This is a genomic window from Bacillus sp. MAG717A, assembly GCF_036884855.1.
Classification (GTDB): domain Bacteria; phylum Bacillota; class Bacilli; order Bacillales; family Bacillaceae; genus Bacillus; species Bacillus safensis.
The window spans coordinates 887,942-903,299 of record NZ_CP145733.1 but is presented as its reverse complement, the minus strand read 5'-3'; the positions used below and the strand labels follow the sequence as shown (position 1 = coordinate 903,299).

General features: G+C 42.4%; 14 protein-coding genes, 7 tRNA genes and 2 pseudogenes. 20 read left to right on the top strand and 3 right to left on the bottom strand.

The genetic code is table 11. The features are described 5' to 3' along the window. Window positions 1-36 precede the first annotated feature (36 nt). From V6Z54_RS04800 to V6Z54_RS04780, 5 genes are all read left to right on the top strand, one after another. Complete coding sequence (locus tag V6Z54_RS04800) at window positions 37-366, top strand: anti-sigma factor antagonist (RefSeq protein WP_017358393.1); 330 nt, start codon at window positions 37-39, stop codon at window positions 364-366. Beyond that, entirely contained in the window at window positions 363-851 is a 489-nt protein-coding gene (gene rsbW, locus V6Z54_RS04795) for an anti-sigma B factor RsbW (protein WP_024425393.1), read from the top strand. The genes V6Z54_RS04800 and rsbW overlap by 4 nt, the downstream gene beginning before the upstream one ends. Further along, entirely contained in the window at window positions 817-1,605 is a 789-nt protein-coding gene (gene sigB / locus V6Z54_RS04790) for an RNA polymerase sigma factor SigB (protein WP_024427378.1), read from the top strand. The genes rsbW and sigB overlap by 35 nt, the downstream gene beginning before the upstream one ends. Continuing rightward, a complete protein-coding gene (locus V6Z54_RS04785; protein WP_041089211.1) occupies window positions 1,605-2,204 on the top strand; it encodes a PP2C family serine/threonine-protein phosphatase in 600 nt (199 codons plus the stop codon). Before sigB ends, V6Z54_RS04785 begins: the two co-directional genes overlap by 1 nt. Window positions 2,205-2,280: 76 nt before the next feature. Then, window positions 2,281-4,440 carry a Tex family protein gene (locus V6Z54_RS04780; protein WP_338527762.1) on the top strand — a complete coding sequence of 720 codons (2,160 nt, stop codon included), beginning with the start codon at window positions 2,281-2,283 and terminating at the stop codon, window positions 4,438-4,440. Between the two features lie 19 nt (window positions 4,441-4,459). Here the strand turns inward: V6Z54_RS04780 and cmpA are convergent, their stop codons facing one another. Beyond that, window positions 4,460-4,594, bottom strand: coding sequence for a cortex morphogenetic protein CmpA (cmpA, locus tag V6Z54_RS04775; RefSeq protein ID WP_008346893.1), 135 nt, complete (start codon window positions 4,592-4,594; stop codon window positions 4,460-4,462). A gap of 99 nt (window positions 4,595-4,693) precedes the next feature. Here cmpA and V6Z54_RS04770 point away from each other — a divergent pair, with 99 nt between their 5' ends. The 13 genes from V6Z54_RS04770 (at window position 4,694) to V6Z54_RS04710 (ending at window position 12,795) form a co-directional block, all read left to right on the top strand. Next, entirely contained in the window at window positions 4,694-5,167 is a 474-nt protein-coding gene (locus V6Z54_RS04770; RefSeq protein WP_041089215.1) for a SprT family protein, read from the top strand. A 200-nt stretch (window positions 5,168-5,367) separates the two neighbouring features. After that, entirely contained in the window at window positions 5,368-6,345 is a 978-nt protein-coding gene (locus tag V6Z54_RS04765) for a thiamine pyrophosphate-dependent dehydrogenase E1 component subunit alpha (protein ID WP_041089217.1), read from the top strand. 20 nt (window positions 6,346-6,365) lie between these two features. Next, on the top strand, window positions 6,366-7,403 hold the full coding sequence (locus V6Z54_RS04760; protein WP_008346887.1) for an alpha-ketoacid dehydrogenase subunit beta: 1,038 nt from the start codon (window positions 6,366-6,368) through the stop codon (window positions 7,401-7,403). 17 nt (window positions 7,404-7,420) lie between these two features. Further along, window positions 7,421-8,554: a dihydrolipoamide acetyltransferase family protein gene (locus tag V6Z54_RS04755; protein WP_338527761.1), complete on the top strand. Its 1,134-nt coding sequence runs from the start codon at window positions 7,421-7,423 to the stop codon at window positions 8,552-8,554. An 18-nt stretch (window positions 8,555-8,572) separates the two neighbouring features. Continuing rightward, window positions 8,573-9,952: a dihydrolipoyl dehydrogenase gene (gene lpdA / locus V6Z54_RS04750; RefSeq protein WP_338527959.1), complete on the top strand. Its 1,380-nt coding sequence runs from the start codon at window positions 8,573-8,575 to the stop codon at window positions 9,950-9,952. Between the two features lie 103 nt (window positions 9,953-10,055). Further along, window positions 10,056-11,897, top strand: a complete 1,842-nt coding sequence (locus V6Z54_RS04745; protein WP_338527760.1) for a sigma-54-dependent Fis family transcriptional regulator — start codon at window positions 10,056-10,058, stop codon at window positions 11,895-11,897. 223 nt (window positions 11,898-12,120) lie between these two features. Continuing rightward, a tRNA-Asn gene (locus tag V6Z54_RS04740) sits at window positions 12,121-12,195 on the top strand. A gap of 4 nt (window positions 12,196-12,199) precedes the next feature. Then, window positions 12,200-12,290, top strand: a tRNA-Ser gene (locus V6Z54_RS04735). A 9-nt stretch (window positions 12,291-12,299) separates the two neighbouring features. Continuing rightward, window positions 12,300-12,371 (top strand) — tRNA-Glu (locus tag V6Z54_RS04730). 20 nt (window positions 12,372-12,391) lie between these two features. After that, window positions 12,392-12,466 (top strand) — tRNA-Gln (locus tag V6Z54_RS04725). A 31-nt stretch (window positions 12,467-12,497) separates the two neighbouring features. Next, window positions 12,498-12,573: transfer RNA gene (locus tag V6Z54_RS04720), tRNA-Lys, on the top strand. A 7-nt stretch (window positions 12,574-12,580) separates the two neighbouring features. Then, window positions 12,581-12,663 (top strand) — tRNA-Leu (locus tag V6Z54_RS04715). Between the two features lie 48 nt (window positions 12,664-12,711). Further along, window positions 12,712-12,795 (top strand) — tRNA-Leu (locus tag V6Z54_RS04710). Window positions 12,796-12,919: 124 nt separating this feature from the next. Here V6Z54_RS04710 and V6Z54_RS04705 read toward each other — a convergent pair. Further along, window positions 12,920-13,277: pseudogene (locus tag V6Z54_RS04705) on the bottom strand (site-specific integrase); the annotation flags it as partial. Window positions 13,278-13,308: 31 nt separating this feature from the next. Between V6Z54_RS04705 and V6Z54_RS04700 the strand changes: the two are divergent. Beyond that, a pseudogene (locus V6Z54_RS04700) lies at window positions 13,309-13,484 on the top strand (hypothetical protein); the annotation flags it as partial. Between the two features lie 123 nt (window positions 13,485-13,607). After that, window positions 13,608-14,153: an HAD-IIIA family hydrolase gene (locus tag V6Z54_RS04695; protein ID WP_041089227.1), complete on the top strand. Its 546-nt coding sequence runs from the start codon at window positions 13,608-13,610 to the stop codon at window positions 14,151-14,153. 536 nt (window positions 14,154-14,689) lie between these two features. On the opposite strand, the gene V6Z54_RS04690 is transcribed toward V6Z54_RS04695, so the two are convergent. Beyond that, window positions 14,690-15,253, bottom strand: coding sequence for a GNAT family protein (locus tag V6Z54_RS04690; RefSeq protein WP_041089229.1), 564 nt, complete (start codon window positions 15,251-15,253; stop codon window positions 14,690-14,692). Window positions 15,254-15,358 lie beyond the last annotated feature (105 nt).

Below are 15,358 nucleotides of genomic sequence, written 5' to 3'. Positions count from 1 at the left end.
AACTTTAGGAAACAAGAATTTCGAGGTGAATGCATAATGAATATGTCTGTAAAAGAGCATCAAATAGATCAAAAAACGAAAATCAGCGTCAGCGGAGAAATCGATGTGTACTCCGCTCCTCAGCTAAGAGAAACGCTCATGCCTAAAGCAGAGGCGGGAGAGCATCTTGAAATCTGTCTAAAGGATGTTACGTATATGGATAGCACAGGTTTAGGTGTATTCGTTGGGCTGTTTAAAGCGGCTCAAAAAGCAGGTGGCACATTAAAGCTTGAGAACTTGTCAGAACGACTTGTAAGGTTGTTTGAAATCACTGGATTAAAGGACATCATTGACATTTCTGCAAAGTCAGAGGGTGGGGTACAATGAACGAATCAGTAGATCTAATCGAGATGAAAATACCGGCAAAACCAGAATATGTAGGCATCATTCGTTTGACTCTTTCAGGCGTCGCGAGCCGGATGGGCTATGCCTATGAAGAGATTGAGGACTTAAAGATTGCCGTCAGTGAGGCCTGTACAAATGCAGTTCAGCATGCCTACAAAGGTGAAGACGGCGAAGATGGAGAGGTGGCTGTTCGCTTTCTTGTCTACGAGGATCGTCTAGAAATCATTGTCGCTGACAAAGGCGGTAGCTTTGACTTTAAGCAAAAACAAGAAGACTTGGGACCGTACACATCTGCTCATACGGTGGATCAATTGGCAGAAGGAGGTCTTGGTTTATACTTAATGCAAACATTGATGGATGAAGTCGAGGTGCAAGCAAACTCCGGAGTTACCGTGGCGATGACAAAGTTTTTAAACAGGGAGCGAGTTGACCATGACACAACCATCCAAAACTATGAAACTAACTAAAGATGAAGTAGACCGCCTCATCCAAAGCTATCAAACCAATCAAGACGAGCAGGCGCAGCTCACGCTGGTCGAATGCTATACAAACTTGGTTGATATGCTGGCGAAAAAATATTCTAAAGGAAAAAGCTTTCATGAGGACCTCAGACAAGTTGGAATGATTGGTTTACTTGGCGCCATTAAACGATACGACCCGCTCGTCGGTAAATCATTTGAAGCCTTTGCTATTCCAACCATCATCGGGGAAATCAAACGCTTTTTACGAGATAAGACATGGAGTGTCCATGTACCAAGGCGGATCAAAGAGCTTGGACCAAGAATCAAAATGGCAGTCGATCATTTGACAACAGAGACACAGAAATCACCTAAAGTCCAAGAAATTGCAGAATACCTGGATGTAACAGAAGAAGAAGTACTTGAAACCATGGAGATGGGCAAAAGCTATCAAGCGCTGTCTGTTGACCAAGGCGTAGAGGCTGATTCTGAAGGAAGTACTGTGACGATTTTAGACGTTGTCGGCTCACAGGAAGAAGGCTACGAACGTGTGAACCAAAAAATGATGCTTGAGAGTGTGCTTCATGTGCTGTCGGATAGAGAAAAAGAGATTATCAATCTGACTTACTTGCAAAATAAGAGTCAGAAAGAGACAGGCGATTTACTTGGCATATCTCAAATGCATGTATCGAGACTGCAGCGGAAGGCAGTGAAAAAACTGCGAGATGCATTATCAGAAGATGCGTCTATGGAGCTAGGGTAATGAAACAGATTGAACAGCATGAGCATGTAAACGCCATTATCTATCAATCGAATAAAGAAGGAAAACCATGCTGCGGGGACAGTTTTTTTATTAAAGCAGATGATGAAGAACTAATTTGTGCTGTAGCAGACGGATTAGGCAGCGGCCAGTACGCCAATGAATCATCTTCTTTAGTCAGCGAAATTGTCGAAGAATATGGACATGAGGATGTGGCAACTCTCATCGACAGATGCAATCAGGCCATGAAAAATAAACGCGGTGCCACAGTTGCGATCTTAAAGGTGAATTTTTCCCAGCAGCAATTTACCTATTGTTCGGTTGGTAATATTCGTTTTATCTTGAATGCACCTTCTGGCGACTATATTTATCCACTTCCGACATCAGGATACTTATCAGGCAAACCTAGAAAATATAAAACATACACCTATTCCTACGAAAAAGGATCGATATTCATTATGTATTCAGACGGACTGAATGTGCCAAACATGCGCATGTGTTTAAAGCATGGACATTCAGTTGAAGACATCGCCAAACAGCTTGAAACATACACACAAGACAAAAAGGACGATCTCACCTATGTACTTGGTCAGCTCACGTAAAATAGCTGACCTTTTTTCTGTTTTGCCGGTTTTTTTGATACACTAAAAGAGAAGACACAGTGAGAGGATGCAAAGTATGAAGACATCTGACTTTTTATTGAAACAAATTGCGACAGAATTAAAGCTTTCAACGAAGCAAATTGAAAGTGTGATCAAGCTTTTAGAGGATGGCAACACCGTCCCGTTTATTGCCCGTTATCGGAAAGAGCAGACAGGCTCACTGGATGAGGTGCAAATTCAAACCATTTCAGAGCGCTATACATATATCCAAAATGTCACGAATCGAAAAGAAGAAGTCATTCGCTTAATTGCTGAACAAGACAAACTAACCGATGAATTAAAACAGAAAATTGAACAAGCTCATAAACTGCAAGAGGTCGAAGATTTATACCGGCCTTTCAAACAAAAGCGCAAAACAAAGGCGAATGTAGCCAAAGCAAAAGGGCTGGAGCCGCTGGCGGAATATTTACTCACGCTGCCAAGCGATCAGATCGAGAAGAAGGCAGCTGCTTTTATGAATGAAGAAAAAGAAGTGACGAATGTAGAAGAGGCACTTGAGGGTGCACAGCACATCATTGCTGAACAGCTAGCAGATGATCCTGATATGCGAAAATGGATTCGCAGTGAAACGTACCAAAAGGGCAATCTGGTCACATCAGGAAAAGACGTCGAAAGCGATGAGAAAAACGTCTATGAAATGTATTACGATTATCAAGAGCCAATCAAAAAGATTGTCCCGCACCGTGTACTAGCGGTCAATCGTGGGGAGAAAGAGGGCATTTTAAAGGCAGCCATCGAACCACCTGCTGAAAATATTCGCTTCTATCTCGACAAACAAGTTCTAAAAGGCAAACAGACGACAGCGAGACCGTTTATTGAAGCAGCAATCGATGATGCATATAAACGTCTCATTCAGCCTTCCATCGAACGAGAAATACGAAAAGAGCTGACAGAAAAAGCAGAGGAACAAGCGATTCATATTTTTGCTGAAAACTTAAGAAAACTGCTGCTTCAACCGCCGATGAAAGGGAAGCGTGTACTTGGAGTCGACCCCGCATTTCGGACAGGCTGTAAATTAGCCGTCGTGGATGATACGGGCAAAGTCCATCATATTGGCGTCATTTACCCGCATCCGCCCGTGCAGAAAAAAGCGGAAGCGAAACAAAAAGTCAAAGAGATCATTCAATCATCAAACATTGAAGTCATTGCGATTGGAAACGGTACAGCCTCAAGAGAGACAGAACAATTCATTGCAGACTTGATTCAAGAGCTGGATCAGCCGGTGTCCTATTTGATCGTGAATGAAGCAGGAGCAAGTGTTTACTCAGCATCTGCGCTGGCACGAGAAGAGTTTCCAGATCTGCAAGTCGAAGAACGAAGCGCCATTTCAATCGCTAGAAGATTACAAGATCCTTTAGCAGAGCTCGTGAAAATTGATCCGAAGTCTGTTGGTGTGGGCCAATACCAGCATGACGTCAGCCAGAAGCAATTAAACAGCTCGTTAACCTTTGTCGTTGAGACAGTCGTCAACCAAGTTGGTGTAAACGTCAATACAGCATCACAGGCGCTGCTGCAATATGTATCAGGCCTTTCAAAAGCCGTCGCTGGGAATATCCTCAAAAGGCGCGAAGAGATTGGGAGATTCACAAGCAGAAAAGAATTGAAGGATATTCCAAGGCTCGGTGCTAAAACATATGAGCAGTGTATCGGTTTCTTGCGTATTACAGACGGACAAGATCCGCTTGACCGCACAGGCATTCACCCAGAGAGCTATAAAGAAACAAAACAGTTTTTACGCATGATCAACATGACGCCAGACGATCTTGGCACAGAGCAGTTAAAAGAGAAAATTGCTGAAGTGAAACTGGATGAAGCAGCAGAACAGCTAGATATTGGGACAATTACACTTCAAGATATCATCGATCAGCTCACAAGACCTGAGCGTGATCCGCGGGATGAAGTACCAAAACCGCTGCTCAAAACAGATGTGTTGAAATTGGAAGACTTGAAGCAAGGAATGGAGCTGCAAGGAACGGTAAGAAACGTCGTAGACTTCGGCGCATTCATTGATATTGGCGTAAAGCAGGATGGGCTTGTGCATATTTCCAAACTAAGCAATCGTTTTGTGAAGCATCCGCTTGACGTTGTATCAGTTGGTGACATTGTGACCGTCTGGGTGGACTCCGTTGACCAGGCAAAAGGCCGCGTTGCCCTCTCCATGCTGAAACCAGAGTAAACAAAAAACGAGGCGCACCTTAGGATGGGGTGTGCCTTGATGTGACTGAATGTTTTTTTCTATAGAAGTACCAGCATTGATTCAGCAATTTGATTTGATAATGATTTTTCTCATAAAATGCCTTCTGCATCTGATTTTTCAGCCAGTTGGGCATCGCCCATTCCTCCTTTGATCGAAACAGTGGGTGTATCTTCAATGTATGCATAGGGGAAATTGTCCCGTTCGAGGTTTTTATAGAAAGGAACGATCTTGATTGAACGAGAGAGAGTTACAGCAGTTAACAGAGCACATTTCCCAGCAGTTCTTTGGCAAGACATTCCGCCATCAGGCTGTTTTTAATGACCGGTTAAAAACGACAGGCGGGCGATATTTACTTGGTACACACAATATCGAACTGAACCGCCGATACCTAGAGGAGCATGGACGAGAAGAATTAATTGGGATCATCAAGCATGAGCTGTGTCATTATCATCTACATCTTGAAGGAAAAGGCTATCAGCATCGAGACCGTGATTTTAAAGAGTTATTAAAACAAGTAGGAGCCCCGCGTTTTTGTACACCGCTTAAGACCGTACAAAAGAAGCGACGTGCGGGGAAACGCCATGAATACATTTGCACAGGATGCGGCCGGTCTTTTATCAGAAAAAGACGGTTTGATACCTCTCGTTATGTATGCGGCGTCTGCAAAGGGAAATTAAAGTGGCAGCGTACAACCGATTCATTGTGATAAGCATTCCTCTATGGGGATGCTTTTTTTGTTCCATTAGATGTGTGGACATATGGAGACAAAAAGAGACGCATGTCTCATTTTGTCTCTTTTTTCATCGGTGTGATTCGGTCAAAGCCTAAATGTTCATGTATCTTCATGTTGGCACGATTTTTGCTTGTATAGAAGTGCAAGCAAAAAAGGATAGGAGGTTTTACCAAATGGAAATGGCATTGACTAAAGAAAAAGCCGTATGGATGTATCAAAAAATGCAGGAAATCCGCCAATTTGAAGACCGGGTGCACACGCTTTTTACAAAAGGAATCTTGCCGGGGTTTGTCCATCTTTATGCTGGCGAAGAAGCTGTTGCCGTAGGAGTCTGTGCTCATCTGAATGAAAAAGACAGTATTACAAGTACCCACCGCGGCCACGGCCATTGTATAGCGAAGGGCTGTGATCTAAAAGGAATGATGGCAGAAATCTATGGAAAAGCCACAGGTCTTTGTAAAGGCAAAGGCGGATCCATGCACATTGCAGATTTTGATAAAGGAATGCTTGGTGCCAACGGAATTGTTGGAGGCGGCTTTCCTCTTGCGTGCGGGGCAGCACTCACAGCCAAATATAAAAAGACCGAAAATGTAAGCGTTTGCTTTTTTGGAGATGGTGCAAACAATCAAGGGACTTTCCACGAAGGAATCAATCTCGCGGCCATCTGGAAACTGCCCGTCATTTTCATCGCAGAAAACAATGGGTACGGAGAAGCGACACCATTTTCCTATGCTTCAAGCTGCAAATCAATCGTCGATCGAGCGGCCGGTTATAACATTCCTGGGATTCAAGTAGACGGAAAAGATTTGATGGCCGTTTATCAAGCCGCAGAACAAGCAATTGAACGAGCGAAAAATGGAGAAGGTCCGACATTGATTGAATGTATGACATATCGGAATTATGGCCATTTCGAAGGAGACGCCCAGCGTTACAAAACCAATCAAGAAAAAACAGAACATCAAGAAGAGAGAGATGCGATCACTCTTTTTAAAAATGAATTGATCAAGCAGCAGCTGCTGACGAATGGAGAGCTATCAAATATTGAAACGGCAGTAACTGAAGCGATAGATGAAGCCGTTCAATTCAGTGAAGAAAGTGAATATCCAGATCAGACCGAATTATTGACCGACGTGTATGTTTCGTATCAATAAATCAGAAGGAGGAGAGGAAAATGACAAGAGAAATCAGCATGTCTAGTGCATTGAATGAAGCGATTAAGCTTGCCATGAGAAGAGACGAGGATGTCATTTTAATGGGGGAAGATGTTGCTGGCGGCGCTCATGTAGATCACTTACAGGATGATGAAGCATGGGGCGGTGTGCTCGGTGTAACGAAAGGAATCGTTCAGGAGTTTGGACGTGAGCGAGTCCTTGACACACCGATTAGTGAAGCTGGCTATGTAGGTGCGGCCATGGCAGCTGCTTCCACAGGGCTAAGGCCAATTGCAGAACTCATGTTTAATGATTTTATCGGCACCTGTCTGGACCAAGTGCTGAATCAAGGAGCAAAATTCCGATATATGTTTGGCGGAAAAGCAGAGGTACCGATCACGATCAGAACGACACATGGAGCGGGTTTTAGAGCAGCTGCTCAGCATTCGCAAAGCTTGTATGCGCTATTTACAAGCATCCCTGGATTGAAAGTGGTGGTGCCTTCTTCACCATACGATGCCAAAGGATTGCTGCTGGCAGCCATCGAGGATCAGGACCCTGTCATCTTTTTTGAAGACAAAACGCTTTACAATATTACAGGAGATGTTCCGGAGCGATATTACACGCTGCCGCTTGGCAAAGCAGATGTGAAAAGAGAAGGCTCAGATGTGACCATTTTTGCAGTAGGCAAACAAGTTCATACAGCACTCGAAGCAGCAGAGCAATTAGCTGCGCAAGGAATTGAAGCCGAGGTGATTGATCCTAGAAGCTTGTCGCCGCTCGATGAAGAGGCCATTCTGACTTCAGTAGAGAAAACAAATCGGCTTGTCATTGTGGATGAAGCAAATCCAAGATGCGGAATTGCCGCAGATATTTCTTCTCTGGTTGCGGATAAAGGCTTCGATTTACTCGACGCTCCAATCAAAAAAGTGACGGCTCCTCATACACCGGTCCCATTTTCACCACCGCTTGAAGATATCTATTTGCCGACACCTGATAAGGTTGTGAACACTGTCTTAGAGATGGTTGGAAAAAGTCATGACAAGATCTTGAACTAAAGAAAGGAGAGAGGGAGATGGCTGTCGAGGTTGTGATGCCGAAATTGGGCATGTCAATGAAAGAAGGAACGGTATCTGTCTGGAATAAAGAGATCGGAGAGACCGTGAATAAAGGGGAAAGCATTGCAAGCATCAACTCTGAAAAAATTGAAATGGAGATCGAATCACCTGCAGAAGGAACCATATTGGATATAAAAGTGTCTGAGGGAGAAGGTGTACCGCCTGGCACGGTCATCTGCTATATCGGTGAAGGAAATGAACAGGTCGAGGAAAAGAAAGAAAAAGACCTGCCGCCAAAACAAAAGAAAGAGAGAATAAAAATCTCCCCTGTTGCACGTAAGATTGCTCAAAGTGCTAATTTGGATATTCATACACTAGTGGGAACAGGTCCAGATGGGAGAATCACGAAAGCGGATGTGCTTCGGGCACTTCCTGATGAAAAAGAAAAACAACATAATGAACCAACAAAGCATCAGCCAGTCAGCATGATGCGGAAAACCATTGCCTCGCGAATGATGGAAAGCCTGCAAACAAGTGCACAATTAACAATAACGATGAAAGCGGATGTGACAAAACTTACAGCATTACAGTCTGAGTTGAACGAAACAGCTGGAGCACAACACGATATGAAATTAACCATGACCGATTTTGTAGCCAAAGCAGTGATTCTTTCTCTGCAAAAGCACCCTGCAATGAACAGTCAATATCAACATGATAGAGTCGAAACTTTTGAGCATGTACATCTTGGAATCGCTGCTGCTTTAGATCACGGGCTGGCAGTACCTGTTATTCGGCATGCGGAAAAGCTTTCACTTATTGAGCTGGCGAAGAGTATCAAATCGTATGGCAAAAAAGCACGTGAAGGCAAACTTCTCCACGATGAAATTGAAGGCTCTACCTTTACAATCACTAACCTAGGTGCTTATGGTGTGGAACATTTCACCCCGATTTTGAATCCGCCGGAAGCAGGTATTCTTGGCGTTGGAAAAGCGGATCACATGCCTGTTTATCATGGGAATGAATTATGTAAAGGGACGATCCTGCCACTCAGTCTGACATTTGACCACCGCGTGCTGGACGGGGCTCCGGCATCACAATTTTTATCAACTGTTAAAGCCTATTTAGAAAAACCAGTATCCATTCTTTTATAGGAAGAAGGTGAAATGACCATGACGCTAGTCATTATAGGAGGCGGGCCAGCAGGATATGTGGCGGCAATAACAGCCGCCCGTTTTGGCAGAGAGGTTGTATTAATCGACCGAGGCCTGTTAGGAGGTACCTGCCTGAATGAAGGCTGTATCCCAACGAAAGCCCTTTTGCAAAGCGCCGATATGTACGAGCATGTCAAATCAGCTGGTCATTTTGGAATTGAGCTTCCAGAAAATGACCCTATCATTCATTGGGATGCTGTTCAAAAGCGGAAGCGGTCAGTCGTGAAGCAGCTGACTGATGGCGTTCGTTATTTGATGAATAAAAACAAAATCAGCGTGTTAAATGGGAAAGCATCATTTCTTTCAGCACATGAGCTATTGATAGAAAGTGAAGGGAAATCAGACATCATTCAAGCAAAACAAATCATTATTGCTTCAGGATCAGAACCTGCTGCTTTACCCTTCGCCCCATTTGATAGAGAGTGGATCATTGATAGTAAGGATGCGATGACGCTCCCTTCAATACCAGATTCGCTTTGTATCATTGGCGGAGGAGTGATCGGCTGTGAGTTTGCAAGCATCTTTAGCAGAATGGGATCAAAGGTTGTCATGGTTGAACAGGCAGCACACATTTTACCTGAAGAAGATCACGATACCGCTAACTGTCTTCACGATCAGCTTCAAAAAGCTGGTGTGGAGATTTTGACATCAGCAGCAGTCAAACAGCTTGATGCAATCTCAAAAAAAGTGGTGGTTGAGAAGGAACATGGAGAGCGCTGTGACATCAAGGCCAATCATTGTTTAGTCGCCATTGGCAGAAAGCCGAGGCTGGGAGAGCTGAATCTTGAGCAGGTCGGCATAGAATTTGACAGAAACGGCATCTGCGTCAATGAGCATATGCAAACCAATCTCCCGCATATCTATGCGTGCGGTGATGTGACAGGCGGTGTTCAGCTTGCTCATGCTGCTTTTCATGAAGGAACGATTGCGGCATCACATGCATCAGGTGAAGATGTAAAGGTCAATGAACAAGTGATTCCAAGGTGCATCTATACGTCTCCAGAAATCGCGAATGTCGGTTTAAATGAAGAGAGTGCTAGAAAAAAATATGGGGAGATTCGGATAGGGAAATTCGCATTTTCTGCTAATGGAAAAGCACTCATTTTAAATCAGCCAGCAGGTCAAGTAAAGGTCATTGTCGAACCGAAATATCAAGAAATTTTAGGTGTATCAATTATCGGGCCAAATGCCACAGAACTGATTGGACAAGCGGCAGTGATGATGCATACAGAGTTGACAGCTGATACATTAGAGCAGTTTATTGCGGCACATCCGACACTCTCTGAGGCGATACACGAAGCCTTGCTGCAAACAAATGGACGAGCGGTGCACTGCTGATAGAGAAACATTTTATCCGAATGAATTCCTGGGTCAGTCAATAATTGAAAGCGCTTTTATAATTATCTATAATGGATAAAAAGCCCCCAGAGGAGAGGATGGAATGAATCCGACGCCTTGTTATTTAAATACTTGGAAACGCTTTGTTCGTGAAGGTTTACTTGATAGGTCTCGTCTGGACAAGAGAGTGATGGAGTCATGGCACAGATGTAAACAGGCAAATGTGAACCCGTATTTAGATAAAGGACAGTCGTTGTTAGAAAAGGAATTATTCAGTATTCAAAAAAAGAAGTACTCACTATTCCTAAATGCCGCTCTTCCTTACTTAAATAAAATTAGTCAGCAATTAATAGAATCGGACATGATGGCTCTACTCATTGATGCAGATGGCTATGTGCTAAGTCTGACAGGAAGCCAAAGGACGCTGGTAGAAGCGAAAAAAATAAATTTTATGGAGGGCGCGCGCTGGACCGAAGCCGATGTGGGGACGAACGCTATTGGAACGGCACTGGTCATTGGGGAAGCTGTAGCGATCAATGGAACTGAGCATTTTTCAGTCGCTTCCCACCATTGGAGTTGTTCAGCGGCCCCTATTCGTGACGCAGACGGCACGATCATAGGAGTCATTGATATCTCCTGTATGGCGGATCAAAGGCATCCTTTTATGCTTGGGATGGCTTCAACAGTTGCATATGCCATAGAGAGAGAAATTCAGGTCCAGCAAAAAAGGAAAGAGATGGAGCTGGTCAGTCATTGTCTCCAGCAGGTAGAAGCGGACGAGCCGTATGTTGTCTGTAATGAGAAAAAGCAGATTGTTTTGGCAAGCAAACCGATTAGAGATCGATTTTCAGACTGGTACGGAATGGATGTTGAGCTGCTCATGGCTGATACATTTGTTACACGAGACAAGCGTCTCATTCAGTCAGAACAAGACGGAGAGCTGCTTGGGATGTCTTTTTCTCTTGAAGAAGCAGCGAAGAGCAATATCACCGTTTCTTTTGCTCAATTTCCCGGGGAATCTGGAACAAGTACAGTATTTCAGCAGACGCTCAGCGAATTGAAACGAGCGGCACAAACAGATGTAAATGTATATATTTGGGGAGAAACAGGTACAGGGAAAGAACTGGCCGCTCGAGCGATTCACTTAGCTAGTGAAAGAAATAAAGGACCGTTTATTGCCGTTAATTGTGGAGCCATACCAGAAAGCCTGTTAGAAAGCGAACTATTTGGTTATGCTGAAGGAGCTTTTACAGGGGCAAAACGTCATGGAGGAAAGGGGAAATTTGAACAGGCGCAGAAAGGAACGCTCTTTTTAGACGAAATTGGCGAAATCCCTTATGCGATGCAAGTGGCGCTTCTTAGGGTCATTGAAGAAAGAAAAGTCGTACCGCTCGGCGGGACACACGAAATCCCTTTGGATATTAGAATCATTACAGCGACACACCGGAATATGAACGAACTGCTGAAGGAAGGAAAAATACGTGAAGATTTGTATTACCGTCTTCATGTCTATCCAATCAACATCCCGCCGCTTAGAGAAAGAAAAGAAGACATTGTTGATTTCTATCGCTATTACCAAAAGAAACACCAATGGAATGCGACATTTCCTGAATCTTTTTTTCGTAAGCTAGAAGCGTACCACTGGCCAGGAAACATACGAGAGCTTTTTAATCTGTTTGAACATATAAGGGTACTGTTTCCTAAAGGAGGATGGATTGGTGAATCGCAATATGCGACGGTATTAGAGGCGATGAATCAGAAAAAGCTGCATCTACCAGAGTATACCGAGAATCCAAAAGAACTCACGCTAAGGGAACGCATTCAAAAGCAAACGGTGATTGAAGCACTGCACAAAACAAAAGGTCATGTGTCAGAAGCAGCGAGGCTGGCAGAGGTGCCAAGAAGCACCTTTTACAAGTGGATGCGAAAGTATAAGCTGTCATGAACTCATAGGGAGCGCAGCAGCAAGGAGGCCTTGGTCTTTCAGTTAGAGGTCGGGGTCTTTCTGTCATGACTAAACAGAAAACAAAAAGGAAGGAAGAAAGGCTTGACTGTTATATTAGTATATGTTAAATTATAAAAGCCGTCGCTAATGAGACAGGAATGAAACACTTAAAAATTCTTGACACATTTTTCTGGCATAGATATAATGAAACATGTCTTATTATTCCGCAGTAGCTCAGTGGTAGAGCTATCGGCTGTTAACCGATCGGTCGTAGGTTCGAGTCCTACCTGCGGAGCCATAATGGAGAAGTACTCAAGTGGCTGAAGAGGCGCCCCTGCTAAGGGTGTAGGTCGCGTAAGCGGCGCGAGGGTTCAAATCCCTCCTTCTCCGCCATTATTGTATGGCCCGTTGGTCAAGCGGTTAAGACACCGCCCTTTCACGGCGGTAACACGGGTTCGAATCCCGTACGGGTCATGTTTTGTTTTTTGATTCGTTGGGCTATAGCCAAGCGGTAAGGCAACGGACTTTGACTCCGTCATGCGTTGGTTCGAATCCAGCTAGCCCAGCCATTTTTTATATATGTTTTTCTGCATAGCAGATGAGCCATTAGCTCAGTTGGTAGAGCATCTGACTTTTAATCAGAGGGTCGAAGGTTCGAGTCCTTCATGGCTCACCATTGTCACGCGGGTGTGGCGGAATTGGCAGACGCGCTAGACTTAGGATCTAGTGTCTTTATGACGTGGGGGTTCAAGTCCCTTCACCCGCATTGTTTTTTCAAACAGTGCACTTATGAATATATGAGCACATCATACACGCGGTCGTGGCGGAATGGCAGACGCGCTAGGTTGAGGGCCTAGTGGGTGAATAACCCGTGGAGGTTCAAGTCCTCTCGGCCGCATCAATGATACCAAGGGTTTATAGACCTTTGGTATTTTTTATTTTTTATAGGATTTCACGTAAATGCCCAAAACGTGCCCACTTAGATAAAGTAAGTGGGCATATTTTGTTTGAATTTGATATTTTTAAATAATGTCATCTAATTTATCAGCCATGGATTTTTGTTTGTTTGGAAATAAGTGTCCATATACATCTATTGTTGTTCTTATAGATGCATGCCCTAATCGTTCTTTGATTGTGCGATATTCCTCTCCTTGATCAATGAGAAGTGCGACATGTGAATGTCTTAAATCGTGTAATCTGATTACTTTTAAATTCTCATCTTCGATCATCAAAAAGCTTTTCTTGTTCTTGTCTCCATTGATCTAGTAAATTTAAAAGTTTCTTATTTATGCTTATTCGCCTTATAGAGGTTTTTGTTTTGGGTTCAATTAAAACATGTTCTCCATTGATAAATGTTGAGGCTTTGTTGACATCAATTTCTTTCTTATATTTATCGTGGTCTATATTGTCACAAGAGTTTGCCGAATATCGTTACACATTTTACAAGACAAGTTATTTGCTAGATGGTCTAATGACGAGCTTAAAAATTTATATTGAGAAACAAAAGGTAAAAGGGTGTTACTTCGTGTAGCGTCCTTTTTATCTTTCTTGGAAAGAATGAAACAAATTGAAAAGAAGGAGAGTTGAAAAGATTTTAATTGTATTAGGGGACTTTGATAATAAATATTTATGATAAACTGATGTCATCAAAATTTTCTAATTGAAATGAATCTTAACGCGGGAGCAGTTGCTAGATAATGAGGGTATAACATGAAACAGATAGAAGTAATTTTTTTAGATAGAGATGGAACAATTGGTGGTGATGATACTATTCATTATCCCGGAAAATTCGAACTCTTTCCTTATACAGCAATTCAAATTAATAAACTAAAAAAGGATAATGTGAAAATATTCTCTTTTACAAATCAACCTGGTATATCAAGTGGATTAGCTAAAGTAGAAGATTTTAAAGAGGAATTGAAAGGTTTTGGTTTTGATGAAGTATATATATGTCCACACGGTCATAATGATGGATGCTCTTGTAGGAAGCCTGGCACAGGAATGTTAATGGAAGCTCAACAAAAACACGATTTAACTCTCGAAAATTGCGTCGTTATTGGGGACCGCTGGAGTGATATTGTTGCAGCTGATAAAGTAGGAAGTATTAAAATTTTGGTTAGAACTGGGGCTGGTGAATATTCACTTCGTGAACACTTTGATAAATTAAGTGGGATTAAAATAGATTATATAGCCAATGACCTTAATGATGCTATAAACTGGTTGTATAAAAATTCTTGTTTAAATAATCAAGTGTAATATTACCCTGCTAATGAGAGCTGTCAATACAAACAAGGTGTTTCAACATGTAGCATCTTTTTTTGAAATAAAACAGGTTACAAGTCCTTTCATGAACAGAGTGTTGAGGACGTTGAAATTAAGGTAAACCAGTAGAAGTGATGGTGACGGAGTTAAAACAGACCGAACTATGAAAAATGGTAAGAAACATGAAAGCTAATCAGGAGGAAAGTCTTTAGAAATCTATGAATGGAGAGTGAATCCAATTGCCCCATTAAAGAAATTGACTCGAATAAATAAGAAAAACAAAAAGTAACTCGTGACAGGTCGAAGCGGATTGCAGTTACATTGTGGTCTTGTGTTAGGAGCATGCTGCTGAAAACTTTCTGTCAGGGTTTATCAAAGAAAACATCAGATTATAAGGGCAAAGTTTGCGGAGTAGACCCACTTATCAAGACCAAAATTAAAAAACATAGCATATCATATATAATTAATATGCTATGTTTTTTCTTGTTCCACTAATGCACCTATTACTTTAATTGCTGATGTTCATTAGGTTACTTTATTATGGAATAAAAACAAGTGTCAGTCAGCTTGCTGCCATCTGCGGATAAATCATCATTTCTTAAAGTGCCTTCAAATACAAAGCCAAGTTTTTCTGGGATAGCCCGACTTTTGAGGTTTGTTGATTCACACCTTATTTCAATTCTTCTAAATTTGATATTGTTTAACCCAAAGTCAGCTAATTTCTTCACTGCTTCTGTCATAAATCCATTCCCGCTACATTTTGTATTTACCCAGTACCCGATCTCACATTTAGGAATGGTCCAGTCAATCCTCTGAAGGCTAGTTACCCCAATGAAGTGATTGCTGTTTTTATCAAAAATAAGAAAACGAAAACTTTCTCTCTTTAAAAAATTGATATGAGCATTTCTTAAATTGATTTCTGTTTCTTCAGCAGTAGGAAGTTCTTGAGCGAATGGCAACCACGCTTTTAATTCAGAAAAGGAATCCTTTATTGCTTGGTTTACAATTTTTCCGTCTCCTGTTTGGTGTGGTGCTCGAAGAATGAGTCTTTCTGTTTCTAACTGTAAAGGAATATCTAACAATAAAGGGTTCATTTCATTTCTCCTCTCGGAATTTTATATTTTAGCGTGTATGGAGAGTATGTAGTTCAAACTGTTCGTTGTCAATTTATTGTAGCAGATACTTGATCAATTCTTTAG